Source organism: Nocardia sp. MH4 (assembly GCF_019266065.1).
Classification (GTDB): Bacteria; Actinomycetota; Actinomycetes; order Mycobacteriales; family Mycobacteriaceae; genus Nocardia; species Nocardia canadensis.
In genome coordinates this window covers 24,594-50,791 of the sequence record NZ_LPNR01000085.1, presented here as the reverse complement: position 1 = coordinate 50,791, position 26,198 = coordinate 24,594, and the positions used below count along the sequence as shown (strand labels likewise).

The following is a 26,198-nucleotide window of genomic DNA, read 5'->3' as shown; positions in this document are numbered from 1 at the left end:
CCCGGGAACTCGAGGATTGGGGGAAGTTCGATGACTAAGATGTCGGCCGATGCGGAGGGCATCGTCGCCTACAGCGCGACCGCCGGGGTCATGTCCACCGACCTGGCGACGGCGGTCGCCGGATCGATTGCCTCGGCCCCCGGCTTGCTCGGCCCGATCATGGGCCTGATCGGCGGCGATTTCGTCGCCGCGTACTCGGCGGCGCACGCCGGCCATGTGGCCGCGATCGGCCAGCTCTCGGCGGTCATGGCGAGTATGAGCGCGGCGACCGCGAGCGCGGCGACCACCCTCGTCGACACCGACGCCGACTTCGCGGGCGGGCTCGGCTCGGCGGGCGAGATCGGCACCGAGGCATGATCGACCTCAGCGGACTGGCCCAGCCCCTGCTGGATCTGCTGTCCAGCTTCGGCACCGGGGTGCTGGGCACCGGCGGCGCGTCCGACGGGCTGCGGTCCACCTCGACCAACCTCGACCAGATCTACGAGCTCGGCCGCAACAGCATCAACAACGTGAACACCGCGTGGGACGGCATGGCGGTCGACGCCGCCACCTCCAAGGCGCTGCGCGTGCAGACCTCCTCGGCCACCCTGTCCGACACCGGCAACGAGATGGCGACCGTCGTCGACCAGGCCGCGGCCTATGTCGAGACCGGGCAGAAGGATCTCGACACCATCGTCAATTCCTTCCTCGCCGACGTGTCGGCGCTCAGCCCCACCCTGGCCACCCCCGCGGGCCTGGTGGCCGTGGTGAGCTCGGCGATCGACCACATCGGTCAGGGTCTCGGCGTCGTCAGCCGGGTGGAGGAGGAGCTGGGCACGCAGACCGCGGCGATCCAGGAGCTCACCCCGGCGCCGTCGAGCACGTCACTGGCGAGCACGTCCTCGGGCATCTCCAGCCTCGCTTCCTCGGCGTCGAGCCTGCTGTCGGGCACCGGCGGTTCGGTGCTCAGCGCCGTGTCCTCGGGCCTGTCGAGCGCGCTGAGCGGTACCTCCAGCAGCTCGAAGTCGACCACCACCGGCACCACGACGAACAACGGCAGCAAGACCTCCACCGGGTCGTCGTCGGGCTCCTCGACCGGGTCGACCGGCACCGGCGTCAAGATCACCCTGCCCGACGGCAGCACCGTCGAGGCGCCCAACGAGGAGGCCGCGACGGCGGTGCGCTCGGCGATCAGGGCCGTCGGCACCCCGTACGTCTGGGGCGGCAACAGCCCGGGCTCCGGCATCGACTGCAGCGGCCTGACCCAGTACGCCTACGGCGAGGCAGGGGTCGAGCTGCCCCGGCTCGCACAGGAACAGCACATCGGACATCCTCAGGTATCCCCCGGTGACCTGATGCCGGGCGATCTGGCCGTATGGGACGGTCACGTCGCCATGGTGGTCGGCAACGGGCAGCTCGTCGAGGCAGGCGATCCCGTCTCGATCAGTTCCATCCGAACGGAGAACAGTGGCATGGAGTTCTACGGCTTCTACAGGCCTACCGCATGACCGGCACGCCGATCCCCGAGGTTCCCAATGTGGAGTCCGCGGTCAGCACCAACCGGTCCGGCACCATCTCGGTCCGCGCGACCAGCATGGGCCTGCCGATCGCGATCAAGTTCGAACGCAGCGAGTACCAGTACGGCGCCCAGGCGCTCGCCGATGAGATCCTGCGTCTGACCAGGCGCTCGACCATCGCCGCCGCGGCCCGCCTGCGCGAGATCTACAGCGAGCAGGCCGAGATCCCCGATCACCTGCTGGACCGGATGAACCTGCCCACCCGGCGCCAGGCGGTCGACGAGCTCGATCGCATCGACGACGCCGACACCGGTCAGACGAGTTGGATGAGGCCACTGTGAGCGCGGAAATGGATGCCCTGGTCGCCGGGGTGACCGGAAAACTCGAGGCGCTGGAGGCGGCGCTGTACGGGTTGAAGCAGGTCAACGGGCGATTCACCACCGAAGACGGACTCGTCACCGCCGAGGTCAACAGCGACGGCGCACTGGTCGCGCTGTCGCTGGACGAGGGGATCACCGCGCTGGCGCCCACCGAGGCCGCGCAGCTCATCCTGACGGCGTGCATGCAGGCCACCGAGACCGCCGGCGCGGCTCGTTCCAACATCATTGCGACACTGAACGAATCGCTCACCGGGTCCGCGCCGCAGGGGTCGGAGCAATTAGCACCCGGGCCGGATAGTGCCCGGCGCTGAAGGTCGATAGGCTTCGCGTCATGGCTTCTGGAGACATCGTCCCGATCGAGCTCGGTCTGACCGATGGCGATCTCGTCACCCTGTGGGCACCGCGCTGGCGCGACGGTGACGACGAGTGGGAGGCGTTCCTCGGTCACGAGGACGACCTCTACGGATTCGAGTCCGTTGCGGAGCTGGCGGCGTTCATCCGCACCAACTCCGACAACGACCTCGTCGACCACCCGTCCTGGGCGATCATCGCTGGTCTCTCGGCCGCCGAGCTGGAGCCGGAGGAGAACTTCAGCTTCGATCTGGTCGCCGTGCCCGAGCTGGCGGCGGGCGACCCGGACGTCGATGTCGTCGGCGAGCTCGAGGACACCCTGGCGATGGTGCGCAACATCGGCGAGGTGTGTGAGCTCGACGTGGTGACCAAGTTCTTCGGGTCCAACCCGGTACTCGGCGCGCTGGCCAGCGGGGCGAGTACCTTCGTCGGCCGCGACGGCGAGGAGCTGTGGGACCAGGTCGGCGCGGCCATCGTCAAGGGCTGGGACGACGTGCTCGACGCGATCGACGGTGTCGTCAGCACCCCCGAGGTCGACGCGGCCGCGGTCGCCGTCGCCGAGGCCGAGCTGTTGGCCGCCGAGGAGAACGAGGTCGACGCCGACGACGTAGCCGAGGAGGACGAGGAGTTCGAGAGCGTCGACCTCGCCGCCGAGGACGACGACGAAGAGGACGAGGACGAGGACGACTCCTTCTGGCACGAGGTCGGCATCGACCCGGTCAAGATCGTCACCTCCGACGGCGAGCACTTCACCCTGCGCTGCTACCTCGACGACGAGCCGATCTTCCTCGGTGACGGCCGCACCATCACCGTGTTCGGTTCCGAGCGCGCGCTGGCCCGCTACCTGGCCGACGACCACGAGCACGAGCTGGCCCGGGTCTCCACCTTCGCCGAGGTGCAGACCGCGGCGGTGGACGGTTCGCTCGAGGTCGAGGTGACCGACGAGAACGTCTACGTGCTCACCGGTCTGGTCGACGACCTGGCCGAGGGCCCGGAAGCGGTCGATATCGAGCAGCTCGACCTGGCCGTCGAACTGTTCAGCGACGCCGCCGACTACGCCGACGACGACAGCGTGGATCAGGCGCTGGCACAGTCGAATCCGCTCGGCTGGTACGTCTCCTACCTGCTGAACCCGGACCCCAACCGGATGGCGCCGAACCCGCCGTTCGCCGCGGAGGCCCAGCAGTTCCGCGACCTGCAGCGCGCCTTCGAAGCGCGGCTCACCCAGGAATAGCGCCCGACGACACAGGGGCGGTGCCGATCCGGCACCGCCCCTGTTCGCGTTTCACCCGAGCAGTACCGCGTAGCCCGGTTTGATCACTTCGTCGATGATCTTCAGCCGATCGGGGAACGGGATGAACGCCGACTTCATGGCGTTGATGGTGAAGCGCTCCAGGTCGGACCAGCCGTAGCCGAAGGTTTCCACCAGCTTGAGCATCTCCGCGCTCATCGTGGTGTCGCTCATCAGCCGGTTGTCGGTGTTGACGGTGACCCGGAAGCGCAGCCGTGCGAGCAGGTCGAACGGATGCTTGTCCAGCGAGGGCACCGCGCCGGTCTGCACATTCGACGACGGACACAGTTCCAGCGGGACGCGCATGTCGCGCACATAGTTGGCGACCAGGCCGAGTTGGGCGTCCTCGATATCGCCGGGCACGGTGATGTCGTCGGTGATGCGCACGCCGTGGCCGAGCCGATCGCAGCCGCAGAAGGCCAGCGCCTCGTGGATCGACGGCAATCCGAACGCCTCACCCGCGTGAATCGTGAAGTGCGCGTGGTTGGCTCGCAGATACTCGAAGGCGTCGAGATGGCGGGTGGGCGGGAAGCCCGCCTCGGCGCCCGCGATGTCGAAGCCACCGACCCCGCGATCGCGGAAGCGCACGGTGAGCTCGGCGATCTCCCGGGATCTGGCCGCGTGCCGCATCGCGGTGAGCAGACAGGTCACCCGGATGACCTCGCCCCGCTCGGCCGCGATCGCCTCGCCCTCGCGGAAACCGGCGATGGTGTGCTCCACGACCTCGTCGAGCGTGAGGCCCTTCTCCAGGTGCTGTTCGGGCGCGAACCGCACCTCGGCGTAGACCACGCCGTCGGCGGCGAGATCGATCGCGCACTCGCGGGCGACCCGCCGCAACCCCTCCGGGGTCTGCATCACGGCGACCGTGTGGGCGAAGGTCTCCAGGTATCGCTCCAGCGATCCGCTGTCGGCGGCATCGCGGAACCACGCCCCGAGACTCTCGGCATCGTCGGCGGGTAATTCGTCATAGCCGCAGTCCGCGGCCAGCTCTAGCACCGTCTCGGGCCGCAGACCACCGTCGAGGTGATCGTGCAGCAAGGCCTTCGGTGCGCGTCGGATCGAAGCAAGGTCTAGGGGCGCCGGTCCAGTCATGTTTAGACGGTAGCCGCATGCGCCGATCCCGGCAGCGAACTTCCCGCGTGGCAACCGTCTCGTTGAATATCCGACCCGCGACGGACTATTGCGGGTCACCTGAGTCCGCCGGTTCGGTCGCCGATGGTGCGGTGTCTCAGCCGGACGGTGCCGCGGGCTCGCGCACCGTGTGCCCGGCCCGAAGCCGGCGTTCGGTACCCGGCAGTGCGGCGGTGACCAGCATGAACAAGAACAACACGAGCAGCGGCAACGCCAACAGGGGCAGTTCGAGCCCGCCGCAGATGATCGTCGCCACCATCCCCAGCGGGGCGCCGATGATCACCGACGTCCGCCCCCGGAACTGGTCGTCAGCCGATCCGGCCGAGGACCAGGTCCCCCGGCTTCGCCTCGGAGTCCGGTTCGACCGCCACCGCGTCCACGAGAGCGGCCAGAGCGCCGGCGAAGGCCTCCGGTGTCTCGGTGTGCAAGGTGAGCAGCGGTTGGCCCGCGACCACCGCGTCACCCGGCTTGGCGTGCATCTCGATCCCGGCGCCCGCCTGCACCTGTTCACCCTGACGCGCGCGACCGGCGCCGAGCCGCCAGGCGGCGGTGCCGACGCCCATCGCGTCGAGCCGGGTGAGAATGCCGCTCGATTCGGCCCGGACGACCTCGGTGTGGCGCGCCACCGGCAGCGGTGCGTCGGGGTCGCCGCCCTGCGCCTGGATCATCGCGCGCCACTGGTCCATGGCCCGGCCGTCGGCGAGCACGTCGGCCGGGTCGATGTGCAGGCCGGCCTGGGCGACCATCTCGCGGGCCAGCGTCAGCGTCAGTTCGACCACATCGGCGGGTCCACCGCCGGCGAGCACCTCCACCGACTCCGCGACCTCGAGCGCATTGCCCGCCGTCCGGCCGAGCGGGGTGTCCATCGCGGTGAGCAGCGCAACCGTGTTCACGCCCGCGTCCCGACCGAGCTCGACCATCACGGTGGCCAGCTCGCGCGCGTCGTCGAGGGTCTTGAGGAACGCGCCGGAGCCGACTTTCACGTCCAGGACCAGCGCCGCGGTCCCCTCCGCGATCTTCTTGCTCATGATCGAACTCGCGATCAGCGGGATCGACTCGACCGTGCCGGTGACATCGCGCAGCGCGTAGAGGCGCTTGTCGGCCGGGGCCAGGTCGGCGCCCGCCGCGCACACCACCGCGCCGATCGCGGGATCGGCCAGGATCTCGCGCATCCGCGGCACGGTGACATCGGCCCGCCAGCCGGGGATCGACTCGAGTTTGTCCAGCGTGCCGCCGGTGTGGCCGAGTCCGCGACCCGACAGCTGCGGCACGGCGGCACCGCAGGCCGCCACCAGCGGGGCCAGCGGCAGCGTGATCTTGTCGCCGACCCCGCCGGTCGAATGCTTGTCGACGGTGGGCCGGGGCAGGTCGGTGAAGTCCAGCCGGCTGCCCGAGCCGATCATCGCCGCCGTCCAGCGGGCGGTCTCGCGCCGGGTCATCCCCCGCCACACGATCGCCATGGCCAGCGCCGACATCTGTTCGTCGGCCACGATTCCCCGGGTGAACCCGTCGACCACCCAGTCGATCTGTGCGTCGGACAGCTCCCCGCCGTCGCGTTTGGTAGTGATGACCGATACCGCGCTGTGGCCGCCACTCCGCGTTTCCTGGCCGGACGCAGGCGCGGACGGACTCACGTCGGCGACCGGCGGCAGGTGGGTGGAGCGTTCGTTCGTCCCCGACGAGTTACCCATGTGCCCACTAAATCAGTGGTGACGGGCCTTTGCCAGTCCGACCGGCCGCCAGATCGTCCGGCCCGAACGCGTAGGGCAGCAGTTCGCTCAGCCGCTTGGGCCCCTCGGCGTGGTCGACGAGCAACTCCGCGCCGCCGTGCTCGAACAACAGCTGCCGGCAGCGTCCGCACGGCATCAGGATTTCGCCCCGGGAATCGGTCACCGAGACGGCTACAAGGCGTCCCCCACCCGAAGCGAATAAGTTACCGACGAGTACACATTCGGCACACAGGGTTAGCCCATATGAGACATTTTCCACATTGCAACCGCTCACAATTCCACCGGCCGCCGTGAGAGCCGCGGCACCCACCGGGAATCCCGAGTACGGGGCATACGCCGACCTCATAGCGCGAATTGCCATGTCATGCAAGGTATTCCAGTCGATTTCAGGCATCGCGAACCTCCAGCCGATCCCGCCGAACGCGTCGACAATCGGGCCTCCGCACCAGTATCCGGCATGGAGAAAGGTAAACCTAACTCGACTGATTCGCACGCAACGCACGGCACGCCGAATTAGTTCCGCGAAACAGAGAGGATTAGAGTCAGCCGAAGATCGGTTCAGGTTCCCGGCGGCGGGCCAGCGCTCGCGAACACAGCGCAGCCACCTGGGCATTTGCCTCTCCACGCACGCCGGCGTCGGATCTGTGACCGGGTCCATCAACGACGTTGGAGGCACCGCACTCTATGACCACGATAGAAGCTCCGGCTCCGGCCCAGCCGAAGCGGAAGACGCTGTACCGCGGCGACCCTGGCATGTGGTCCTGGGCGCTGCACCGGATCACCGGTGTCACGATCTTCTTCTTCCTCTTCGTGCACGTGCTGGACACGGCATTGGTCCGGGTCAACCCGGATACCTATGACCACGCGATCGAGCTGTACAAGAACCCGCTGGTCGCGCTCATGGAGATGGGCCTCGTCGTCTGCGTGCTGTTCCACGCTCTCAACGGCGTCCGCGTGATCCTGGTCGACTTCTGGTCGCAGGGTCCGCGCTTCCAGAAGCAGATGCTGTGGATCGTGCTGACCATCTGGGTTCTGGTCTCCGCCGCCGGCGTCGGCCGCCAGTTCTTCTACCTGCTGACGGAGCACTGATATGTCTGCACCTGTCCTCGGCAAGTCCTACGACCGCCCGGCCAGCCTCGACGCTCCCCGCTCCCCCCGGGCCAAGTCGAGCAGCAATTTCGAGAAGTACGCGTGGATGTTCATGCGGTTCTCCGGCCTGCTGCTGATCGTGCTGGTGCTCGGCCACATGTTCATCATGCTGATGATCGACGGTGGCGTGAAGCGCCTGAACTTCGCCTTCGTGGCCGGTCGCTGGTCCAGCCCGTTCTGGCAGTTCTGGGACCTGGCCATGCTCTGGCTGGCACAGCTGCACGGCGGCAACGGTCTGCGGACCGTCATCGATGACTACTCCCGCAAGGACTCCACCCGGTTCTGGCTCAAGACCATCCTCGTGGTCTCGATGATCCTGGTGATGAGCGTCGGCACGTACGTCATCTTCACCTTCGACCCCAACATCACCGGTTAGGAACAGGCCACCTCGCATGAGTGAATCCCGTCCGATTCAGGAGCATCGCTACGACGTCGTCATCGTCGGCGCCGGTGGCGCGGGTATGCGCGCGGCGATCGAGGCCGGTCCCCGGGCTCGCACCGCGGTCCTGACCAAGCTGTACCCGACCCGCAGCCACACCGGCGCGGCCCAGGGTGGCATGTGCGCCGCGCTGGCCAACGTCGAAGAAGACAACTGGGAATGGCACACCTTCGACACCGTCAAGGGTGGTGACTACCTGGTCGACCAGGACGCCGCGGAGATCATGGCCAAGGAGGCCATCGACGCGGTGATGGACCTGGAGAAGATGGGCCTGCCGTTCAACCGCACGCCCGAGGGCAAGATCGACCAGCGCCGTTTCGGTGGCCACACCCGTGACCACGGCAAGGCGCCCGTGCGTCGCGCGTGTTATGCCGCCGACCGCACCGGTCACATGATCCTGCAGACGCTGTACCAGAACTGCGTCAAGCACGACGTCGAGTTCTACAACGAGTTCTACGTGCTCGACCTGGTGATGACCGACACCGAGCGTGGCCCCGTCGCCACCGGCGTCGTCGCCTACGAGCTGGCCACCGGCGAGATCCACGTCTTCCACGCGAAGTCGATCGTGTTCGCCACCGGCGGCTCGGGCCGCATGTACAAGACCACCTCGAACGCGCACACGCTGACCGGTGACGGCATGGCGATCGTGTTCCGCAAGGGCCTGCCGCTCGAGGACATGGAGTTCCACCAGTTCCACCCGACAGGCCTCGCCGGCCTGGGCATCCTCATCTCCGAGGCGGTTCGTGGTGAGGGTGGCATCCTGCGCAACGCCTCCGGTGAACGCTTCATGGAGCGCTACGCCCCCACCATCAAGGACCTCGCGCCGCGTGACATCGTCGCCCGCTCGATGGTGCTCGAGGTGCTGGAAGGCCGGGGCGCCGGGCCGAACAAGGACTACGTCTACATCGACGTGACCCACCTCGGCGAGGACGTGCTCGAGGAGAAGCTCCCCGACATCACCGAGTTCGCGCGCACCTACCTGGGCGTCGACCCGGTCAAGGAGCTCGTGCCGGTCATGCCGACCTGCCACTACGTGATGGGCGGTATCCCCACCCGCATCCGTGGCGAGGTGCTGCGCAACAACACCGACGTGGTCCCCGGCCTCTACGCCGCCGGTGAGTGCGCGTGTGTGTCCGTGCACGGCGCCAATCGGCTCGGCACCAACTCGCTGCTCGACATCAACGTGTTCGGCCGTCGCGCCGGCATCGCGGCCGCCGAGTACGCCCAGCGCACCGAGTTCGTCGAGATGCCGGAGAACCCGGCGCAGATGGTGCAGGACTGGCTGACGCTGATCCTGTCCGACCACGGCAACGAGCGCGTGGCCGACATCCGCACCGAGCTGCAGTACACGATGGACATGAACGCCGCCGTGTTCCGCACCGAGGACACCCTCAAGCAGGCCCTCACCGACATCCACGCACTCAAGGAGCGCTACACCCGGATCACGGTGCAGGACAAGGGCAAGCGCTACAACAGCGACCTGCTCGAGGCCGTCGAGCTGGGCTTCCTGCTCGAGCTGGCCGAGGTCACCGTCGTCGGCGCGCTCAACCGCAAGGAATCGCGTGGCGGCCACGCCCGCGAGGACTACCCGGACCGCGACGACGTCAACTTCATGCGGCACACGATGGCTTACAAGGAGGGTCCGGAGCTCATCTCCGAGATCCGCCTCGACTTCAAGCCGGTGGTGCAGACCCGCTACGAGCCGATGGAGCGTAAGTACTGATGACTGCTGTAGCCGAACCCACCACGCAGAAGCCGGCGCCCGTTCCCGAGGGCTCGGTCATGGTCACCGTCAAGGTGGCCCGGTTCAGCACCGAGAACGACAAGGGCGCGTACTGGGATTCGTTCCAGGTGCCGGTCCTGCCGACCGACCGCTTCCTCAACGTGCTGATCTACATCAAGTCCTACCTGGACGGCACCCTCACCTTCCGGCGTTCCTGCGCCCACGGTGTGTGCGGTTCGGACGCGATGCGGATCAACGGTGTGAACCGGCTGGCCTGCAAGGTGCTGATGAAGGACCTGCTGCCCAAGGGCAACAAGACCCTCACCATGACCGTCGAGCCGATCCGCGGCCTGCCCGTGGAGAAGGACCTCGTGGTCGACATGGAGCCGTTCTTCGACGCGTTCCGTGCCGTCAAGCCGTACCTGATCACCTCGGGTAACGAGCCCACCCGCGAGCGCATCCAGTCCCAGCACGACCGTGCCCGCTTCGACGACACCACCAAGTGCATCCTGTGCGCCTGCTGCACCACCTCCTGCCCCGTGTACTGGAGCGACGGCAGCTACTTCGGCCCGGCCGCGATCGTGAACGCCCACCGCTTCATCTTCGACAGCCGTGACGAAGGCGCCCGCGAGCGTCTCGACATCCTCAACGACGTCGAGGGCGTGTGGCGCTGCCGCACCACCTTCAACTGCACCGACGCGTGCCCCCGCGGCATCGAGGTCACCAAGGCCATCCAGGAAGTCAAGCGGGCCCTGCTCTTCACCCGCTGATCTCCCCCGGTCTCGGCGAAGGCCGCCTTCATCTTTCGATGGAGGCGGCCTTCGTCGTTCACGGACGCCAGGATTCGCCACGAGTCCGTCCGCACGGTCCGCACCGGGTCGATCGGAGACCGGACTGCGGGCACCGGACGGCCGCGTCTTGTTTCAGCGATAGGGAGCGGCCGCGTCGAGGACGGCGGTGCGGTACGCGCGGCCGAAGAGGATCGCGTGCACCAGGAGTAGCGGCAGGTTGTGGAGGGGGATGCGCGATCGCCAGTCGGGGGCCAGTGGGTAGGTGTCGTCGTAGGCGGCGACGATTCGGGAGAAGTGGGGAGCGCCGCCGAACAGGGTGAGGGTGGCCAGGTCGGTTTCGCGGTGCCCGCCGTGGGCGGCGGGGTCGATCAGCCAGGGAGTGTCGGCGCGGCTCCACAGGACGTTGCCGGGCCAGAGGTCGCCGTGGATGCGGGCCGGGGGTTCGTCCGGCGCCTCGATGCGGATCGATTCGACCAGTGCCGCGTCGGCGGCGTCCAGGCCGCCCGCGTCGACGGCGAGTCTCAGGTACGGCAGGATGCGGCGTTCGCGGAACCAGGTCGGCCAGTCGTCGCCGGGGGTGTTGTCCAGGGGTAGGCCCGCGAGGAATCCGGCCGGTCCGACGCCACCTCGCCCGGCATCGAGCGAGGCGGCGTGGGGTGACACCGCCGCACCGAAGCAGGGCGCGCCCGCTCGATGGGTGGTGGCGAGCTCGCGCCCGAAGCGTTCGGCGGCGGCGGGACTCGGCTCGGCGTGCTCGATCCACTCCAGCAGCAGCAGTTCCTCGGTGACCGCGTACACCTCGGGCACCGCGACCCCACCCGCCTCGCGCAGCCAGCGCAGACCGTCCGCTTCGGCCGCGAAGAGACCGGCGGGCGCGGCGGTGGCCGCCGCCGTCGGCGCGGCGGACGCGCCACCCGGCCAGGTCTTGAGGAACAGATGGGTCCCGTCGTCGAGCACGATCCGCTCGGCGACGCTGATCGAGCCGCCCGGCACGGGCGTCGTACGCAGGCGCTGGTGCGCGAGGAAGGTCGGCAGCAGATGCGGGTTCGCGCGCAGAAACGGCAGGTCCACGCGGCCATCTTGCCGAGTGGGCGGCGGTCGCGGTCGGCGAACCGCGCGAATCTCCTCGACACATTTTGTAAACAGGTATTACTAAACGCTGTTCATAAACGGGTCGGACGTGGTTACATCGTCGAGAACGTGTTCCACATCACGTTGTGACGTCCGCGCACCGGACCGGAGGAGATAGCCGTGACCAGCACCAACATCCCCGCGGGGTTCGATTTCACCGATCCCGACCTGCTCGCCAGCCGACTGCCGATCGAAGAGTTCGCCGAGTTGCGGCGGACCGCGCCGGTCTGGTGGTGCGCCCAGCCGGACCGCGCCAGCGGGTTCGACGACGGCGGCTACTGGGTGGTGTCCAAGCTGGCCGACATCAAGGAGATCTCGAAGAACCCCGACGACTTCTCCTCGCACGAGAACACCGCCATCATCCGGTTCAACGAGGAGACCACCCGCGAGCAGATCGACATGCTCGGCAACATGCTCATGCTGAACCTGGATCCGCCGCAGCACACCAAGATCCGGCGCATCGTGTCCAAGGGGTTCACCCCGCGCGCGGTGGAGAACCTGCGCGCCGCGCTCACCGAGCGGGCCGAACGGATCGTGTTCGACGCCAAGCGCGCGGGACGCGGCGACTTCGTCGAACAGGTGGCCGTCGAGCTGCCGCTGCAAGCGATCGCCGAATTGCTCGGCGTGCCGCAGGAGGACCGCCGCAAGATCTTCGACTGGACCAACCAGATGATCTCCTACGACGATCCGGAGTTCGAGGGCAACCACCACACCGCCACCGCCGAGGTGATGGGCTACGCCTGGAACATGGCCGAGCAACGCCGCGGTTGTCCCGCCGCCGACATCGTCACCCAGCTGGTGAACGCCGATGTCGACGGTGAGCACCTCGGCTCCGACGAGTTCGCCTTCTTCGTCATCCTGCTCGCCGTCGCGGGCAACGAGACCACCCGCAACTCGATCACCCACGGCATGAAGGCCTTCGTCGACAACCCCGCCCAGTGGGAGCTCTACAAGGAGCAGCGCCCGCGCACCGCGCCGGACGAGATCGTGCGCTGGGCGACCCCGGTGACCGCGTTCCAGCGCACCGCCACCCGCGACCTGGAACTGGGCGGACAGCAGATCGAGAAGGGCCAGCGGATCGGGTTGTTCTACAGCTCGGCCAACTTCGACGAGGAAGCCTTCGCCAACCCGTTCGAGTTCGACGTGCTGCGCAACCCCAATCCGCACGTCGGCTTCGGCGGCACCGGCACCCACTACTGTGTCGGGGCGAATCTGGCCCGCCTGGAGATCGACCTGATGTTCAATGCCATTGCCGACGCGATGCCGAACCTGCGCCAGGTCGCCGACCCGGTGCGGCTGCGCAGCGGCTGGCTCAACGGCATCAAGCGCTGGGAGGTCGAATACGCTTGAACCGAACCATGATCGAGGGGGTGGCCGGGTGACGGGAAAGGCGCGTGGCCGCGCGCCCGTGGTGACCGATGCCGATATCCGGCGGGTCGCCCGGGCGCTGCTGGCCGCCCAGGGCCCGGACGCGGTCACCCTGCGTGCGATCGCCCGCGAGCTCGGCGTCACCGCGCCCGCGCTCTATCGGCACTACGCCTCGCGCGACGAGCTGATCGAGCGGTTGCGGGTGGAGTTCTGCACCGACCTGGCCGCGTTCCTGTCGGCCGAGATCGCGGTGCTGCCCGACGACGGCGCGGCGCAGTTCCTGGCCATCTGCCGCGGTTTCCGGCGGTGGGCGCTGGCCAATCCCCGGGAGTTCACCCTGGTGTTCGCCTCGCCCACCGCGGGCCGGTCGATGATGCGCCGTTTCGACGAGCCCTTCGGCCGGATCTTCCTCGCCGCGGCGGGCAGGCTGCTGGTGAGCTTCGAGATCGCCACCCCGCCCGGCGAGACCATCCCGGCCGCGCTGCGCGAGGACCTCGTCGCCTTCCAGACCGATCTGCTGGCCATGCTCTCGGAGTCCGGCCAGAAGTTCCCGGCCGAGAAGCTGGACCTGGGCGTCACCTATCTGATGGTGCAGATCTGGGCTCGGCTCTTCGGCCACGTCACCCTCGAGGTGTTCGGCAACTACCCGATTCCGCTGGCCGATCCGGAGATCATGTTCGACGCCATGCTGGCCGACCTGGCCCGCACCACCGGTTTCGCCGACCGATGATCAGCGCTCGGCCGCGAACGCGGTGATCGCCGCGGCGAGATCGGCCGTGTGGGTGAGAGCGAGGCCGTGGTCGGCCCCGGCGAGCAGCACTGTTTCGGCTCGCGGGAACCAGGTGGTGATCAGCTCGGCGACCTCGGCGAACCACGGACCGCTCGCCGTCGCGCCGAGGTAGAGCACCGGCGCCCGGACCCGGGCCGCGTCCGCGGCGGTGAACGACCAGCTCAACAGCGCGGGCAGATCGGTGGCGAAGAAGGTGCCCGCGTCGGCCGCCGCCTGCTTCTCGGCGCCGGGCAGCTGCTGGTCCAGCAGCTCGCGCCAGCCCGGCCCGCTGATGATGCGCATCAGACGGTCCAAGGCTACCGCGCCGCCTTCGTCCCGGTACGCGCGATGGAGTTCGGTAGTGACGGAACGGAATTCGGCATTGTGGACCGGTGGTGGCTCGATCAGGGTCAGTGAGCGGACCCGCTCCGGCACGTCGGCCGCCAGCTGCAAGGCGACGGCACCGCTGTAGGAGAGCCCGAGCACGTGCGCGGCGTCGATGCCGAGCGCGGTGAGCAGGGCCGCGCAGTCGCGCGCGTCGCGGCCGATCGAGCCGGGACCGGTGACAGGATCGCTGCCCGCGTAGCCCCGGCGGTGGTAGCGCACCGTGGTGAACTCGCCGCCGAGTGCGGCCGCCAGCGGCGCGCATTCTTCGGCGAGCAGCCCGGTCTGGATCAGGACGAGGGGCGCGCCGCGGCCGCCGACGATCACCTCCAGGCCGACCTCGCCCACGCGCACCACGCGGACACCGCCGGGCGGGCTGGGCATGACGGCCACCTCGATCCATCGAGCCTGCTCACGCAGTCTATCCCCGGCCGACGGCTCGACTCTGTCGGTGCGGTGGGCCAAGATCGAGTCCAGAGCCGACCGGATGGGGAGGGAAGCGGCGATGGAACGCGAGCAGTTCGTGGAAACCGTGCTGGCGAGTGTGCGGGCGCACGGGATCGGTGATGCCGAGTACTCGGCCGAGGATTTCAGCGTGCAGCACAGTGACGGCCGGGTGATCTTCCTGGACAACATTTTTCGTGAGTGCCGCCATCTCGGCCCCGCCGAGAGCGAGGAACGGGTCACCGCCTTCGTCGCGGCGATGACCGGTTCCGACGACGTACCGGGAGACTGGGATTCGGTGCGCCCGATGCTGCGTTCGGTGCTGCGCCCGGTGACGCTGGGCCAGGACGGCCCGCGCCCGCTGCACCGCGCGGCGTTCCCGTTCATCGACGAGGTGATCGTCGTCGATCTGCCGCGGACACGGGCGTTCGTGTCCGTCGAGCAGGTCGCGTCCTGGGGTGTCGACGCCGAGCAGGTCTTCGCCGCGGCGCGCGACAATCTGCTGGCGCTGAGCAAGCCCGGCTCCCCGGCCGAACTACAGATCCTGCGCTTCGTCGATGACGGCGATTCCTACTGCGCCTCCTGGCTGCTGGTGCCGGGCTGGCTGGCCGGGTACGCGGGCGGGGCGGCCCGCCCGGTGGCGTTCATCGCCGAGAACGATTCCCTGCTGGTCGTTCCCGACGATCCGGAGCTGCTGGTCGAGGTGTTCGAGATGATCGAGCAGCAGTACCGCGACGCGGCCCGCCCGGTGTCGCCGCAGGGCTACACGGTCGACGAGCACGGCACGGTCGTCCCCTTCGACGAGGCGGGCCCGCACCCGTCGATGCCGCTGGCGCTGCGGGCGCGCGCGGGCCTGGCCGCGACCGAATACAGCATCCAGACAGACCATCTGAACACCATGTTCGAGGAATATCTGGAACTGCCCGACCTCGACATCGCCCCCGCCTACGCGGCCGCGGTCAACTACGAGGAGTCCACCGACGGCGCCTTCACCTCGGTGGTCTGGGGCGAGGGCGTGGAATACCTGCTCCCGGAGACCGACGTCGTGCGCTTCCTGCGCCGCGACGACAACGACGAGGTCGAACTCGTCTGCACCGTCCCCTTCCCCACCGTCGTCGAGATCCTCGGCCTCACTCCCCTGCCCACCCTCGACCCCATCCGCTTCGAAGCCCGCCACTGGCCCGACCCCACTGCCCTGTCCCGCCTCCGCGCCGCCGACATCGAGCAGTAGGGAGTCAGTCCAGGGGCGGGGCGGTGGTCCAGGAGTCGCCGGCGATGACGAGGTGGTCGAGGTAGCGCAGGCCGACGATGTCGGCGGCGCGGGACAGGAGGGTGCCCGCGCGGCGGTCGTCGGTGCTGGGGGTGGGGTCGCCGGAGGGGTGGTTGTGGACGACGGCGAAGGCGCGGCCGTCATGGCGCAGGACGGTGTTGAGGATCTCCCGGACGGGGACGGCGACGTGGTCGATGGCGCCCTCGGCGACGAAGGCGCGGTGGCGCAGGCGATGCTGGGTGTCACAGATCAGGACGAGCAGGCGTTCGACCCTGGCGCCGGCGAACAGCGGCACCGCGACGCGGGCGATGTCGGCGGGGGTGCGCAGCCGCGGCACCGGTTCGCTGGTGCGCGACCGGGTGCCGAGATGGAACGCGGCGATCACCGTCGCCGCTTTGGCGGGTCCGATGCCCGCCCTGCGCGCCAGTTCCTCCGGCCGGGCGGCGGCCAGCTCGGCCAATCCGCCGTACTCGCCCAGCAGGTGCGCCGCGAGCTCGAGCGCGGACTGCCCGCGCGTGCCCTGCCCGAGCAGCAGCGCGAGCAGCTCGACATCGCTGAGCGCGTGCGGGCCGAGCAGCAGCAAGCGCTCACGCGGGCGTTGGGCGACGGGCAGATTCGCGATCGGTACCGACATCGTTCCCCCTGCGGATCGGCGACGAGACCGATGATCCCAGCGGGTACCGACACATTCGCCCCGAGCTATCCTTCGGCGACCGCGTCCGCGGCGAGCATCGCGTCGCGCTCGTCCTCCCGTGGGGTGCTGAAGATCGAATCGGCCATCAGCCGTTCGAGATTGCGTAGTTGACGCTCGTGCACGACGATGCGCCGCAACGCCTCGTTGACGGTCGCGTTGCTGTCGGCGGTGCCCATGATGTCGGCCGCCGCGGCCAGCAGGTGCTGATCGAGATCTATCCGCAGGGATCGCAATCGTCCTCCTTCGTCGATCGCAATCTTGCGTTATTCGCGCCGGACGCGTCGGCCGATTCACCGCGTCGTTACCGAATACCCGCGTTCGCAAGCCCGCACAGCAACCGATCGGGAACCTCGCGATCGCGTGCAGGCAAGCGCGCAGAAAACCCTGATGATCGCCGGAAACAGCGGCCTTTCGCCACGAGAACTGTGCAGTTTGCGCAGTTGTGCGCGTCGTTGTTGTCGACGGGAGCGCGCGGTGCTTGCCTGGAGGCATGTTCACCGAGGCGCAGCTGTACTCCCCGGTCACGCGCGAGCGCGACGGCGATGTCACTGTGCACCTGAGCGCGGATCATCCCGGCGTCGACGACAGCGACTACCGCGCTCGCCGCAACGCCATCGCCGCGATGGCGCTGGACTACCAGCCGGGCTCCCCCGTTCCACGGATCGACTACACCGACGACGAGCAGCGGGTGTGGCGGATCGCCTCGGCCGAGCTGGCCCGCAAGCACGAGATCTACGCGTGCGGCGAGGTGCGCGAGGCAGCGGCGGCGCTCGACCTGCCGCGCGATCACATCCCGCAGCTGGACGAGGTGTCGCGGCTGCTCGCGCCGCTGACCGGCTTCAGCTACGTGCCTGCCGCCGGACTGGTCCCGCTGCGCGAGTTCTTCGGTTCCTTCGCCGAGCGCACCTTCCACTCCACCCAGTACATCCGTCACCACTCGGCCCCGCTCTACACCCCGGAGCCCGACGCGATCCACGAGATCATCGGCCACGCGAACCAGATCGCGAGCCCGAAATTCGCCGCGCTCTACGAGACGGTCGGCGCCGCGGTGGCGCGCTTGGAGACCGAGACGGCGCTGAAATTCCTGGCCGATGTGTTCTGGTTCTCGATGGAGTTCGGCGTCGTCCGCGAGGGCGACGAGATCCGCTGTTACGGCGCCGGGTTGCTGTCCTCCTTCGGCGAGATCGACGAATTCCGGCACGCCCGGCTACGCCCGCTCGACGTCGCGGCGATGGGCACCATCGACTACGACATCACCCACTACCAGCCGGTGTTGTTCTGCGCGGACTCGGTGGCTCAGATCGTCGGCGTGCTCGGCGAATTCTTCGCGACCATGGACGACGAGACACCCGCCAGACTCGGACACCATCCGCACGCCGTCTCATAGCGATTCCGAAAACGTTGTCACAGAACACAGTTCAACATTTCGCAATTCTCATCTGCTGAGACGCGGCAGGCGCGGCGGAGCGGTCGCTGTTACCTTCGACCGGTTCTACGAGCTTTTCCGAAAGGGTCGGGTAGACCGAAAATGACTGTGGATGTGACAGATACGCAAGCCGAGCAGAATCCCGAGCCGGAGGCCCCGCTGTGGCTGCAGGGCCGCGAAGCGGTGATCGCCGCGGCGGCACCGACGGAATGGCGTGGCAACGTCCCGGACTACGAACTCAGCCACGAGGTGATCCCGCGCGAGCGCACCACCGAGCACGCCCCCGGCTCGCTCGAGGCGATCGTCGAGGACCTGGTGAAGGTCTTCGAGATGGAGGTCTCGCACAAGGGCGATCCGGCCACCTGGCTGTCGGTGGTCGCCGAGCAGTACCGCGGCCGGGTCAACGGCGGCGAATGGCAGGATGCCGAGGAATTCGCCCGGATCGGCAGCTACAACATCCTGATCGGCGACAACCCGTACTACGAGGCGGCGAACGAGACTTTCGAGTCCTCGCACCACGTCTTCCACACCGCGTTTCCCGGCGGCTTCTTTTGGGAGGTCATCGAGGTGCTGTCCGGCCCGCCGACCGTGAGCTTCCGCTGGCGGCACTGGGGCAAGTACGAGGGCGAGTACAAGGGCCACCAGCCCACCGGTGAGCAGATCGAGATGTTCGGCGTCACCATCGCCCGGGTCAGCGAAGACCTGCGCATCCTCGAGCTGGAGCACTTCTACGACAACAACAAGCTGCTCGGCCCGCTGGCCCACGGCTGCCCCGTGCAGCACGGCAAGGGCGAGTAGTCAGCTCCGGTCGCTGCCGTTCGGTGCGTCATCCGGACCGAACGGCAGCCCCGCCTGCAGGAAGCGCAGGGCGTGCCCGACATTGTCGGCGTTGACCGGCGTGGTGGTCACGATGGCCAGCATGGTGCCGATCATCGCGCCGGCGGCCACCCGCACCTCGAAATCGTCGGCGGGTCTGCCGGTGTATTCGGCCAGCAGTTGCGCCGCCAATTCGATGCTGCGCTGGAATTCCAGGCCGATCGCCGGACGCAGCTCCGGCACGTGGTACAGCAGTGCGTGCCGTTCCTGCTCGAAGGCCATGTCCGCGGGCGACATGCCCGAGAACACCGCCGAGGTGGCGTTGCGGAAGGCGGTCAGCGGATGCAGGCCGCGCGGTTGCGCCGCCAGCGCCTCGATCATCAGCGCGTCCTGGTCGTCGGCGATGACGAGCTGTTCCTTGGTCGGGAAGTAGCGGAAGAAGGTGCTGGGCGAGATCTCGGCGGCCGCCGCGATCTGTTCCACCGTGGTCTCGGTGTAGCCCTGCTCCCGGAACAGCCGGAACGCCTCGACCCGGATGGTGCGGCGGGTCCGCTCCTTCTTCCGCTCGCGCAGCGACATCTCAACCGACATGCATCGATTCTGCCGTATCCGGCGCGACAGCCGGTGCCGCCGCCCGCTCGCGCAGTACCAGCGCCGCCGCGGCGGCCGCCACCACGCACAGCGCGGCGCATACCCCGAGCATGGTGTTCATGCCGGCGACGAAGGCCTGTTGCACCTGGGCGAGCGTCGCCGGATCGCCCGTCCGGTGTGCGACAGCCACGCCCGCGTTGACCCCGTCGGAGATCGGCTCCCGGTTCAGCGCGCCGAGTTCGGTCCGGTACGTGGTGGCCAGCACCGTGCCGAGCACGGCGACGCCGATGGTGCCGCCTGCCTGCCGGAGTGCTTGCAGCAGTGCCGAACCCGAACCGGCGCGGGCGGCGGTGAGCTCCCCCATCGCCAGGCCCATCGCCGCCGGCATGACCAGACCCATGCCCGCGCCGAGCACCGTCGTCCACAGGGCGGTCGGCCCGTAGCCGCTGTCCACCCTGGTCAGCGCGCCGAGCCCGATCCCGCCCGCCAGGACCAGGAAGCCGGCGGTGAGCACCACGCGCACCCCGAGGCGCGGTAGCAGCAGGTCGACCAACCTGCTGCCGAGCACCAGGCCACCGATCATCGGCAGCAGTCGCAGGCCGCTGCCGAGCGCGTCGACCCCGAGCACCGCCTGGAAGTACTGCGGGACGGTGAAGAACATGCCGAACATGGCGAAGCTGACCAGGAGGGAAAATGCCGTGCCCCAGCGGAATCCGGGAGCGGCGAACAGACCGACATCGATGAGCGGGTGCGCGCACCGCCGCTGCCACCACAGGAAGGCGCCGAGCGCGACGACGCCACCGGCCACCGCGAGCCAGCCGAGGGCATCGGCCCAGTCCCGGTCACCGATCCGGATGAAGCCGTAGGTCAGCCCGAGCATGCCCGCGGCCGAGAGCGCGGCGCCGAGCAGATCGATGCGAAAGCCGGTGTCGCCGTGTGATTCCGGCACCAGGGTCGCGACCGCCAGCGCGCCGAGCACCACCAGCGGCACATTGATCAGGAACACCGAGCCCCACCAGAAGTGCCGCAGCAGCCAGCCGCCGAGGATCGGCCCCAGCGGCAGGCCGACGGCGGTCGAGGTGACCCAGATCGTCAGCGCACGCTGACGCTGCGCCGGCTCGGTGAACAGCACCGGCAGCACCGCCATCGACAGCGGCATCATGGCCGCGGCGGCGACGCCGAGCGCGACCCTGGCGGCGATCAGCTGCCCGGCCGAGCCGGCGAACGCGCAGGCCAGCGAGGCCAGTCCGAACGCGATGAGCGCGCCGAGCAGCACCTTCTTGCGCCCGTAGCGGTCGCCCAGCGCGCCCGCGGGCAGCATCAGCGCGGCCAGCGCGAGGGTGTAGGCGCTGCTGAACCATTGCAGCGCCGAGGTATTCGCGTCGAGGTCGACCGCGAGCGTCGGCAGGGCCACCGTCAGCACGGTGACGTCGAGGCCGATCGTGAGCATCGCCAGGGCGAGGGCGCCGAGGGCGAGCCAGCGGCGGGGGGATTCCGTCCGCATATCTCCTCCAAAATGAAAGTTACAGTCATTTGCTAGTAACTCTCATTTAGTAGATCATGTCAAGACTTGCCACCGGCCGCTGCGCCGGCGCCCGGCGGGCTCGCTACTCTCTGTGGCGATGAAGATCCGCGAACTCGGCGTCCGCGCCGCCAGCTCCCTCGGCGCCGCCGCGATCGCCGCCACCCTGGTCTGCGCCCCCGCCGCCACCGCCGTCCCCGGTTCCGACGCGCCACCGAGCAGCGGACCGAGCACGACGACCACACCCCCGTTCACCACGCCGAACACCGACGACTGCCCGCAGCAGACGCGACCGCCCGCCCCGATCGACGCCTCCGAGGTGCCCGAGCCGGGCGAGCCGACGCCGAGCGCGCTACCGGTGCCCGATGCCCCGATCGGCGGCGACCGGATGAGCGAATGCGGCGTCGTGCTGCCCAAGGGCGCCCCACCCCTGCCCGCCGACATCTCGGCCACCGCGTGGATGGTCTCCGACCTCGACACCGGGCGCGTGCTCGCGGGCAAGGACCCGCACGGGCGCTACCGCCCCGCCAGCACGATCAAAGTGGCGCTGGCGATCGTCGCGCTGCGCACTCTCGACCTGGACAAGGTCGTGATCGGCACCCAGGCCGACGCCGACGTCGATGGCACCAGGGTCGGCATCGGGCCCGGCGGCCGCTACACCAACCGCCAGCTCATGCAGGCGCTGATCATGTGTTCGGGCAACGACGCCGCGCACGCGATCGCCACCCAGCTCGGCGGTGACAAAGCCACCGTGGCGAAGATGAACGACGTGGCGAAATCGTTGCGCGCGTTGGACACTCGCGCCGCGACCCCGTCCGGCCTGGACGGCCCCGGCATGAGCACCTCGGCCTACGACCTGTCGGTGCTGTTCCGCGAGGCGATGAGCATCCCGCTGTTCGCCGAGCTCATCCACACCGAGCAGGCCGACTTCCCCGGCTACCCGGCCGACCCGAAGATCCCCGACGACAAGGACCACCCCGGCTTCCCGATCGCCAACGACAACCAGCTGCTCTACAACTACGCGGGCGCGATCGGCGGCAAGACCGGCTTCACCGACGACGCCAGGCAGACCTTCGTCGCCGCCGCTGAGCGTGACGGGCACCGGCTGGTCGTCACCCTGCTCAAGGCCGACGTGCGCCCGATCCGGCCGTGGGAACAGGCGGCCCGGCTGCTCGACTACGGTTTCGCGCTCGACGCCGATGCCCGGATCGGCAAGCTGCCCGAGTCCGGCAGCGCGGCAGTGCATCCCAGCGTGCCGCTGGCCACGCCCCCGCCGCGCGCCGACGGGACGCAGGCCCAACCCGAACAGCAGCCACACCACGCCGCGCGGGTGGCGACCCTGATCGGCGGGCCGATCGTGGTGCTGGCGCTGCTGCTGTGGGCGCGGCGCAGCTACCGGCGCAGGCGCTGAGTCAGCGGCGCCTGCCGAACACCAGCAGCGCCAGCGCGGCGACCGCGCCCGCGCCGAAGTAGGCGGCGCCCGCCCCGGTCGACATGCCGCGATCGACCACGCGCGGCCGGATGACCACCGCGTTCGGCGGCGCCACCTCGGCATCGCGTTCGTTGTCCGACGAGGTCGCCGCCCAGGCGGTCGCGAACAGCAGGATGCGGTAGGTGGTGTAGCTGAACACCATCAGACCGATGATGGAGCCGAACGTCGCGCCCGCCGGACTGCGCAGCACCATCTGCAGGTAGATGGCGGCGATCTGTTTGAAGATCTCGAACGCGATCGCCGCCAGCGCCGCCGCGCGCGCCGCGCTGCGCAGCGAGACCGGCTCGCGCGGCAGGCGGGCGATCATCCAGGCGAAGACCGCCCACGAGGCGAGCAGACCGAGCGCGATCGACACCACCGCGAGTACCACCGGCGCGCCGGGCAGATGATCGGCGCCGATGAGCGCGAGCAGCTGCGCGCCGAGCCCGCTCGACGCGAGCGCCGAGAGCCCGAGCGAGACCACGAACGCCAGGCCGAGGCCGATCAGCGCGCCGAGGTCGGACAGTTTGCTACGCCACCACGGACTTTCGGGGCTCTGCACCTCCCACTGCTCGGTGAGCGCGGCCCGCAGATTCGCGATCCAGCCGAGCCCGGTGTACAGACCGACGAGCAGACCGAGCAGACCGACCGTGCCGCGCGAGCGGATCGCCTGATCGATCAGGTCGTTGATCTGGGTGCCGAAGGAGCCCGGGATGTTCTCCACGACGCTCTCCTGGAGCCGGGCGAGCAGCTCCGGCTGCCCGGCCAGGATGAAACCGGCCACCGAGAACGCCACCATCAGCAGCGGAAACAGCGACAGCACAGTGAAGTACGTGATGCCCGCGGCGAAGTAGTCACCGCGCTGCCGCTGGAATCGACCGCCGGCCCTGACCAGATGATCCAGCCAGGGCCTGCGCCCGATCTGCTTCTCGACCGCAGCCGAGATGTTGTCGACGAGCTGCATGGCACGCGCCCTTTCGGCCGAAACCGCAGGCGCACACCGGGTCAGCGAGCCAGGAAGCCCACCCGGTCGTACACCTGCGCCAGTGTGTTGCCTGCGATCTCGCGTGCCCGCTCGGCACCCGAGGCCAGGATCCGGTCCAATTCGGCCGGATCCGAGAGGTATTCCTGCACCTTCTGCTGGACGGGAGTGACGAATTCGACCAGCGCGTCGGCCACGTCGGCCTTGAGATCACCGTAACCCTTACCCGCGAAATTCTCCTCCAGGGTGACGATCGGGGTTTCGGTGAGCGCGCTCAGGATCACCAGCAGATTGCTCACGCCCGCCTTGTGCTCCGGGTCGTAGCGGATCTCGCGCTCGGTGTCGGTGACCGCCGACTTGACCTTCTTCGCGGTGACCTTCGGATCGTCGAGCAGGTTGATCAGGCCCGCGTCGGTGGCGGCCGACTTGCTCATCTTCGCGGTCGGATCCTGCAGGTCGAAGATCTTGGCCGTGCCCTTGACGATGTGCGGCTCCGGCACGACGAAGGTCTTCTTGAAGCGGGTGTTGAAGCGCTGGGCCAGGTTTCGGGTCAGCTCCAGGTGCTGGCGCTGGTCCTCGCCGACCGGTACCTGGTGCGGGCGGTAGAGCAGGATGTCGGCGGCCATCAGCACCGGGTAGGTGAACAGGCCGACCGTCGCGTTCTCCGCGCCCTGCTTGACCGACTTGTCCTTGAACTGGGTCATCCGGCTGGCCTCACCGAAACCGGTGATGCAGCTCAGGACCCAGGCCAGCTCGGCGTGTTCGGGCACCTGGCTCTGCACGAACAGGGTGGACTTCTTCGGGTCGATGCCGAGCGCGAGCAGCTGGGCGGCGGCGGCCTTGGTGCGGGCCCGCAGCGCCTTGGGGTCCTGGCTGACGGTGATCGCGTGCATGTCCGGAATGAAGTACAGCGCGTCGTAGTCGTCCTGCATGGTCACCCAGTACTGCAGCGCACCCAGGTAGTTGCCGAGGTGGAAGGAGTCGCTGGTGGGCTGGATGCCCGACAGCACCCGCTGCTTGCGTTCGGCCGTCGCGGCCGGGGCAGGACTGGACATGCCCCCGATCTTTCCATGACGCTCAAACCGTTTTGTCGGGCGGTGCGCCCCGAGGGCCCTGCGTGGTTACACTGCGCTACCGCCTCCGGGCCCGCCGGTCACACCGCGGCATTTCGCTGCACCCAGTTGCGCGGATCGACGCCGGGCATACTCGGCTTGCCCGCCTTGACCATCCGCTGTTCGCGGCGGGCCAGCAGCTGGTAGGAGGGCGTGCTCGGCCCGGCGAGCGCGCCGGCCAGCACCCGGGGCGCCAGCGGCGGAGCGACGTGCGCGGTCCGCAGGCTACGGCACAGCGCGCCGTAGGCCAGCTGATCGGCGATCCCCCACTCGATGCCGTACATGTCCCGGATCCGGGCGGGCAGGCTGCCCTGCACCAGCAGATACAGCGCCGAGCCGACCTGCTCGGCGGGCGGGCGCAAGCGATAGGCCTTGCGATGGCCCGCCAGATACGAGCCGACCAGATCGGCCTCCTCGGTGAGGAACAGCTCGGCCGAGTTCAGGTAGTCGTCGAAGTACCGGCGGAAGGCCGGGTAGTCGGCGGGCGCGGCCTCGCGCGGCATGCCGAACAGCTCGCCCCAGCGAACGTAGTCCTGATAGAGGTCCTCGCGTTCGGTGGCGGTGAGTTCGCGGACCAGCCGGTCGTACATCGCCTCGGCGGAGTCGAAGGTGAAGGCCATGGTCATGAACATCAGGTGCGGATCGTGCGCGGCGTAGGCGGTGCCCGCCGGATAGTGCGCGCCCGCGTCCTCGGGCAGGGCGCCGACCACCTTCTCGTGCTTGCGCCGGGTGAAGGCCAGGGCACGGTCGGCCTCGGCCTTGCTGCCGAGGAAGACCGCCTCGAACAGCGCACCGGTGATGGCCAGCCGGGTGTAGGGCGTCGCGCGGTGCGCGGTGTGCTCGCTGGTGCCGACGAACAGCAGCGGGTGCACCGCGCCGATCACCAGCGCCCGGACGCCGTAGGTCAGCCCCACCGCCCGCTTGCTCATCACCCGTCGAATCATCGAATCGTCGGCGAAATATCCGGGTTCGCCTTGCCGTGCGGCCATGCTGCGCCTTCTCGTCGAGTGCATCTGGCAATAGAATCCACCAGATTTAATAATCTGGCAAGAGTCTCTACCAGAAAACCTTCCCGCGACGGCAGGACGCAGAATGGGAGCTGTGGCAGCACAACGCACCTACGGTGGCGTCTCGGCCGAACAACGACAGGCCCAACGCCGAACCGCCCTCCTCGACGCGGCGCTCGACATCGTCGCCGAGGACGGGCAGGCCAAGCTCACCGTCGCCGGGCTCTGCGCCCGCGCGGGCCTCAACGAGCGCTACTACTACGAGAATTTCGAGCATCGCGACGGCGTGCTCGAGGCCCTGCTCGACCGCATCGCCGAGGAGCTGACCGCATCGATCGTGACGGCGCTGGCCACGGCGGACCCCGACAGCAGGTCCCAGTCGCGCGCCGCGATCGACGCGGGCATCTCGGTGCTCATCGACGATCCGCGCAAGGCGAAGGCCGCGCTGATCGCGGGCATGGCGACGCCGGAGCTGCGGGCCCGCACGGCCCGCACGGTGCGGGCGTTCTCCCGCCTGGTCGCCGCCGAGGGCACGGGTTTCTACGGGGTAGAGGTACCGCAGAAGCTCGTCGACTTCCGCGCGATCTACCTCATCGGCGGCCTGACCCAGACCCTCACGACCTGGCTGGCCGGCGACCTGGACCTGACCCGGGAGGAACTGATCGACCAGGTCACCGAGGTGTTCGTCCTCCTCGGCGACGACCTGGCCGAACGCCACCGCTGACCTACG

Annotated in this window: 29 protein-coding genes; 16 read left to right on the top strand and 13 right to left on the bottom strand. The window is 68.8% G+C overall.

Features of this window, described 5'->3' with window-relative positions:
* The first annotated feature begins 30 nt into the window (after positions 1-30).
* The 5 genes from ATM97_RS10060 to ATM97_RS10040 are packed head-to-tail and all read left to right on the top strand — an operon-like array spanning position 31 to position 3,461.
* Positions 31-357, top strand: a complete 327-nt coding sequence (locus ATM97_RS10060; RefSeq protein ID WP_218717694.1) for a type VII secretion target — start codon at positions 31-33, stop codon at positions 355-357.
* Positions 354-1,487 carry a C40 family peptidase gene (locus ATM97_RS10055; protein ID WP_218717693.1) on the top strand — a complete coding sequence of 378 codons (1,134 nt, stop codon included), beginning with the start codon at positions 354-356 and terminating at the stop codon, positions 1,485-1,487. Before ATM97_RS10060 ends, ATM97_RS10055 begins: the two co-directional genes overlap by 4 nt.
* On the top strand, positions 1,484-1,837 hold the full coding sequence (locus ATM97_RS10050) for a hypothetical protein (RefSeq protein WP_218717692.1): 354 nt from the start codon (positions 1,484-1,486) through the stop codon (positions 1,835-1,837). The genes ATM97_RS10055 and ATM97_RS10050 overlap by 4 nt, the downstream gene beginning before the upstream one ends.
* Positions 1,834-2,187 (top strand): YbaB/EbfC family nucleoid-associated protein, encoded by a 354-nt coding sequence (locus ATM97_RS10045; protein WP_308248435.1) that lies wholly within the window; start codon positions 1,834-1,836, stop codon positions 2,185-2,187. The genes ATM97_RS10050 and ATM97_RS10045 overlap by 4 nt, the downstream gene beginning before the upstream one ends.
* A gap of 20 nt (positions 2,188-2,207) precedes the next feature.
* Positions 2,208-3,461 carry a primosomal protein gene (locus tag ATM97_RS10040; RefSeq protein WP_218717691.1) on the top strand — a complete coding sequence of 418 codons (1,254 nt, stop codon included), beginning with the start codon at positions 2,208-2,210 and terminating at the stop codon, positions 3,459-3,461.
* Positions 3,462-3,512: 51 nt separating this feature from the next.
* Here the strand turns inward: ATM97_RS10040 and ATM97_RS10035 are convergent, their stop codons facing one another.
* The 4 genes from ATM97_RS10035 to ATM97_RS10020 all read right to left on the bottom strand — a co-directional run bounded on the left by ATM97_RS10035 (position 3,513) and on the right by ATM97_RS10020 (position 6,773).
* A complete protein-coding gene (locus tag ATM97_RS10035) occupies positions 3,513-4,610 on the bottom strand; it encodes an adenosine deaminase (RefSeq protein WP_218717690.1) in 1,098 nt (365 codons plus the stop codon).
* 136 nt (positions 4,611-4,746) lie between these two features.
* The gene (locus ATM97_RS10030) at positions 4,747-4,932 is read right to left on the bottom strand and encodes a hypothetical protein (protein WP_218717689.1); all 186 of its coding nucleotides are present in this window, start codon (positions 4,930-4,932) and stop codon (positions 4,747-4,749) included.
* Positions 4,933-4,957: 25 nt separating this feature from the next.
* Entirely contained in the window at positions 4,958-6,340 is a 1,383-nt protein-coding gene (locus tag ATM97_RS10025) for a thymidine phosphorylase (protein WP_218717688.1), read from the bottom strand.
* Between the two features lie 7 nt (positions 6,341-6,347).
* A complete protein-coding gene (locus tag ATM97_RS10020) occupies positions 6,348-6,773 on the bottom strand; it encodes a cytidine deaminase (protein ID WP_218717687.1) in 426 nt (141 codons plus the stop codon).
* A gap of 290 nt (positions 6,774-7,063) precedes the next feature.
* Between ATM97_RS10020 and sdhC the strand changes: the two genes are divergently transcribed.
* From sdhC to ATM97_RS10000, 4 genes are read left to right on the top strand one after another with little or no spacing between them, the layout of a single operon-like run.
* On the top strand, positions 7,064-7,468 hold the full coding sequence (gene sdhC, locus ATM97_RS10015; protein WP_218717686.1) for a succinate dehydrogenase, cytochrome b556 subunit: 405 nt from the start codon (positions 7,064-7,066) through the stop codon (positions 7,466-7,468).
* A 1-nt stretch (position 7,469) separates the two neighbouring features.
* Positions 7,470-7,904, top strand: a complete 435-nt coding sequence (locus ATM97_RS10010) for a succinate dehydrogenase hydrophobic membrane anchor subunit (protein ID WP_218717685.1) — start codon at positions 7,470-7,472, stop codon at positions 7,902-7,904.
* A gap of 16 nt (positions 7,905-7,920) precedes the next feature.
* Positions 7,921-9,690: a succinate dehydrogenase flavoprotein subunit gene (gene sdhA, locus ATM97_RS10005; protein ID WP_255587496.1), complete on the top strand. Its 1,770-nt coding sequence runs from the start codon at positions 7,921-7,923 to the stop codon at positions 9,688-9,690.
* Complete coding sequence (locus ATM97_RS10000; RefSeq protein ID WP_218717684.1) at positions 9,690-10,460, top strand: succinate dehydrogenase iron-sulfur subunit; 771 nt, start codon at positions 9,690-9,692, stop codon at positions 10,458-10,460. Before sdhA ends, ATM97_RS10000 begins: the two co-directional genes overlap by 1 nt.
* A gap of 153 nt (positions 10,461-10,613) precedes the next feature.
* Here ATM97_RS10000 and ATM97_RS09995 read toward each other — a convergent pair whose 3' ends face one another.
* On the bottom strand, positions 10,614-11,552 hold the full coding sequence (locus ATM97_RS09995) for a fructosamine kinase family protein (protein ID WP_218717683.1): 939 nt from the start codon (positions 11,550-11,552) through the stop codon (positions 10,614-10,616).
* A gap of 180 nt (positions 11,553-11,732) precedes the next feature.
* Between ATM97_RS09995 and ATM97_RS09990 the strand changes: the two genes are divergently transcribed.
* Together ATM97_RS09990 and ATM97_RS09985 are read left to right on the top strand one after the other, a co-directional pair.
* Positions 11,733-12,962: a cytochrome P450 gene (locus tag ATM97_RS09990; protein WP_218717682.1), complete on the top strand. Its 1,230-nt coding sequence runs from the start codon at positions 11,733-11,735 to the stop codon at positions 12,960-12,962.
* Between the two features lie 28 nt (positions 12,963-12,990).
* Positions 12,991-13,710 carry a TetR/AcrR family transcriptional regulator gene (locus ATM97_RS09985; RefSeq protein WP_218717681.1) on the top strand — a complete coding sequence of 240 codons (720 nt, stop codon included), beginning with the start codon at positions 12,991-12,993 and terminating at the stop codon, positions 13,708-13,710.
* On the opposite strand, the gene ATM97_RS09980 is transcribed toward ATM97_RS09985, so the two are convergent.
* Complete coding sequence (locus ATM97_RS09980; RefSeq protein ID WP_218717680.1) at positions 13,711-14,517, bottom strand: alpha/beta fold hydrolase; 807 nt, start codon at positions 14,515-14,517, stop codon at positions 13,711-13,713.
* A 121-nt stretch (positions 14,518-14,638) separates the two neighbouring features.
* On the opposite strand from ATM97_RS09980, the gene ATM97_RS09975 reads away from it, so the two are divergent.
* On the top strand, positions 14,639-15,808 hold the full coding sequence (locus tag ATM97_RS09975; protein WP_218717679.1) for a hypothetical protein: 1,170 nt from the start codon (positions 14,639-14,641) through the stop codon (positions 15,806-15,808).
* Between the two features lie 4 nt (positions 15,809-15,812).
* On the opposite strand, the gene ATM97_RS09970 is transcribed toward ATM97_RS09975, so the two are convergent.
* Together ATM97_RS09970 and ATM97_RS09965 are read right to left on the bottom strand one after the other, a co-directional pair.
* Positions 15,813-16,481, bottom strand: coding sequence for a RadC family protein (locus tag ATM97_RS09970; RefSeq protein ID WP_218717678.1), 669 nt, complete (start codon positions 16,479-16,481; stop codon positions 15,813-15,815).
* 65 nt (positions 16,482-16,546) lie between these two features.
* Complete coding sequence (locus ATM97_RS09965) at positions 16,547-16,774, bottom strand: type II toxin-antitoxin system VapB family antitoxin (RefSeq protein WP_218717677.1); 228 nt, start codon at positions 16,772-16,774, stop codon at positions 16,547-16,549.
* Between the two features lie 257 nt (positions 16,775-17,031).
* Here ATM97_RS09965 and ATM97_RS09960 point away from each other — a divergent pair, with 257 nt between their 5' ends.
* Positions 17,032-17,928, top strand: a complete 897-nt coding sequence (locus ATM97_RS09960; protein WP_218717676.1) for a phenylalanine 4-monooxygenase — start codon at positions 17,032-17,034, stop codon at positions 17,926-17,928.
* Between the two features lie 153 nt (positions 17,929-18,081).
* Complete coding sequence (locus ATM97_RS09955) at positions 18,082-18,765, top strand: SnoaL-like polyketide cyclase (RefSeq protein WP_308248434.1); 684 nt, start codon at positions 18,082-18,084, stop codon at positions 18,763-18,765.
* Here ATM97_RS09955 and ATM97_RS09950 read toward each other — a convergent pair whose 3' ends face one another.
* Together ATM97_RS09950 and ATM97_RS09945 are read right to left on the bottom strand one after the other, a co-directional pair.
* Positions 18,766-19,374, bottom strand: a complete 609-nt coding sequence (locus ATM97_RS09950) for a TetR family transcriptional regulator (RefSeq protein ID WP_255587495.1) — start codon at positions 19,372-19,374, stop codon at positions 18,766-18,768.
* Positions 19,364-20,878: an MFS transporter gene (locus ATM97_RS09945; RefSeq protein ID WP_218717674.1), complete on the bottom strand. Its 1,515-nt coding sequence runs from the start codon at positions 20,876-20,878 to the stop codon at positions 19,364-19,366. The genes ATM97_RS09950 and ATM97_RS09945 overlap by 11 nt, the downstream gene beginning before the upstream one ends.
* Before the next feature lie 118 nt (positions 20,879-20,996).
* On the opposite strand from ATM97_RS09945, the gene ATM97_RS09940 reads away from it, so the two are divergent.
* Positions 20,997-22,307: a D-alanyl-D-alanine carboxypeptidase family protein gene (locus tag ATM97_RS09940; RefSeq protein ID WP_218717673.1), complete on the top strand. Its 1,311-nt coding sequence runs from the start codon at positions 20,997-20,999 to the stop codon at positions 22,305-22,307.
* A 1-nt stretch (position 22,308) separates the two neighbouring features.
* On the opposite strand, the gene yhjD is transcribed toward ATM97_RS09940, so the two are convergent.
* The 3 genes from yhjD to ATM97_RS09925 all read right to left on the bottom strand — a co-directional run bounded on the left by yhjD (position 22,309) and on the right by ATM97_RS09925 (position 25,450).
* Positions 22,309-23,331 carry an inner membrane protein YhjD gene (gene yhjD, locus ATM97_RS09935; RefSeq protein WP_218717672.1) on the bottom strand — a complete coding sequence of 341 codons (1,023 nt, stop codon included), beginning with the start codon at positions 23,329-23,331 and terminating at the stop codon, positions 22,309-22,311.
* Positions 23,332-23,372: 41 nt separating this feature from the next.
* On the bottom strand, positions 23,373-24,404 hold the full coding sequence (gene trpS, locus ATM97_RS09930) for a tryptophan--tRNA ligase (protein ID WP_218717671.1): 1,032 nt from the start codon (positions 24,402-24,404) through the stop codon (positions 23,373-23,375).
* A 98-nt stretch (positions 24,405-24,502) separates the two neighbouring features.
* Positions 24,503-25,450: an oxygenase MpaB family protein gene (locus tag ATM97_RS09925; RefSeq protein WP_218717670.1), complete on the bottom strand. Its 948-nt coding sequence runs from the start codon at positions 25,448-25,450 to the stop codon at positions 24,503-24,505.
* 103 nt (positions 25,451-25,553) lie between these two features.
* Here ATM97_RS09925 and ATM97_RS09920 point away from each other — a divergent pair, with 103 nt between their 5' ends.
* The gene (locus ATM97_RS09920; RefSeq protein ID WP_218717669.1) at positions 25,554-26,192 is read left to right on the top strand and encodes a TetR/AcrR family transcriptional regulator; all 639 of its coding nucleotides are present in this window, start codon (positions 25,554-25,556) and stop codon (positions 26,190-26,192) included.
* The last annotated feature ends 6 nt before the right edge of the window (positions 26,193-26,198 follow it).

What these genes read in the sequence shown, in the direction of transcription:
- ATM97_RS10060 (WP_218717694.1), top strand. Translation starts at nt 31, where the DNA reads ATGACTAAGATGTCGGCCGATGCGGAGGGCATCGTCGCCTACAGCGCG.
- ATM97_RS10055 (WP_218717693.1), top strand. Translation starts at nt 354, where the DNA reads ATGATCGACCTCAGCGGACTGGCCCAGCCCCTGCTGGATCTGCTGTCC.
- ATM97_RS10050 (WP_218717692.1), top strand. Translation starts at nt 1,484, where the DNA reads ATGACCGGCACGCCGATCCCCGAGGTTCCCAATGTGGAGTCCGCGGTC.
- ATM97_RS10040 (WP_218717691.1), top strand. Translation starts at nt 2,208, where the DNA reads ATGGCTTCTGGAGACATCGTCCCGATCGAGCTCGGTCTGACCGATGGC.
- ATM97_RS10035 (WP_218717690.1), bottom strand. Translation starts at nt 4,610, where the DNA reads ATGACTGGACCGGCGCCCCTAGACCTTGCTTCGATCCGACGCGCACCG.
- ATM97_RS10025 (WP_218717688.1), bottom strand. Translation starts at nt 6,340, where the DNA reads ATGGGTAACTCGTCGGGGACGAACGAACGCTCCACCCACCTGCCGCCG.
- ATM97_RS10020 (WP_218717687.1), bottom strand. Translation starts at nt 6,773, where the DNA reads ATGCCTGAAATCGACTGGAATACCTTGCATGACATGGCAATTCGCGCT.
- sdhC (WP_218717686.1), top strand. Translation starts at nt 7,064, where the DNA reads ATGACCACGATAGAAGCTCCGGCTCCGGCCCAGCCGAAGCGGAAGACG.
- ATM97_RS10010 (WP_218717685.1), top strand. Translation starts at nt 7,470, where the DNA reads ATGTCTGCACCTGTCCTCGGCAAGTCCTACGACCGCCCGGCCAGCCTC.
- sdhA (WP_255587496.1), top strand. Translation starts at nt 7,921, where the DNA reads ATGAGTGAATCCCGTCCGATTCAGGAGCATCGCTACGACGTCGTCATC.
- ATM97_RS10000 (WP_218717684.1), top strand. Translation starts at nt 9,690, where the DNA reads ATGACTGCTGTAGCCGAACCCACCACGCAGAAGCCGGCGCCCGTTCCC.
- ATM97_RS09980 (WP_218717680.1), bottom strand. Translation starts at nt 14,517, where the DNA reads ATGCCCAGCCCGCCCGGCGGTGTCCGCGTGGTGCGCGTGGGCGAGGTC.
- ATM97_RS09975 (WP_218717679.1), top strand. Translation starts at nt 14,639, where the DNA reads ATGGAACGCGAGCAGTTCGTGGAAACCGTGCTGGCGAGTGTGCGGGCG.
- ATM97_RS09970 (WP_218717678.1), bottom strand. Translation starts at nt 16,481, where the DNA reads ATGTCGGTACCGATCGCGAATCTGCCCGTCGCCCAACGCCCGCGTGAG.
- ATM97_RS09960 (WP_218717676.1), top strand. Translation starts at nt 17,032, where the DNA reads ATGTTCACCGAGGCGCAGCTGTACTCCCCGGTCACGCGCGAGCGCGAC.
- ATM97_RS09950 (WP_255587495.1), bottom strand. Translation starts at nt 19,374, where the DNA reads ATGTCGGTTGAGATGTCGCTGCGCGAGCGGAAGAAGGAGCGGACCCGC.
- ATM97_RS09945 (WP_218717674.1), bottom strand. Translation starts at nt 20,878, where the DNA reads ATGCGGACGGAATCCCCCCGCCGCTGGCTCGCCCTCGGCGCCCTCGCC.
- ATM97_RS09940 (WP_218717673.1), top strand. Translation starts at nt 20,997, where the DNA reads ATGAAGATCCGCGAACTCGGCGTCCGCGCCGCCAGCTCCCTCGGCGCC.
- yhjD (WP_218717672.1), bottom strand. Translation starts at nt 23,331, where the DNA reads ATGCAGCTCGTCGACAACATCTCGGCTGCGGTCGAGAAGCAGATCGGG.
- trpS (WP_218717671.1), bottom strand. Translation starts at nt 24,404, where the DNA reads ATGTCCAGTCCTGCCCCGGCCGCGACGGCCGAACGCAAGCAGCGGGTG.
- ATM97_RS09925 (WP_218717670.1), bottom strand. Translation starts at nt 25,450, where the DNA reads ATGGCCGCACGGCAAGGCGAACCCGGATATTTCGCCGACGATTCGATG.
- ATM97_RS09920 (WP_218717669.1), top strand. Translation starts at nt 25,554, where the DNA reads ATGGGAGCTGTGGCAGCACAACGCACCTACGGTGGCGTCTCGGCCGAA.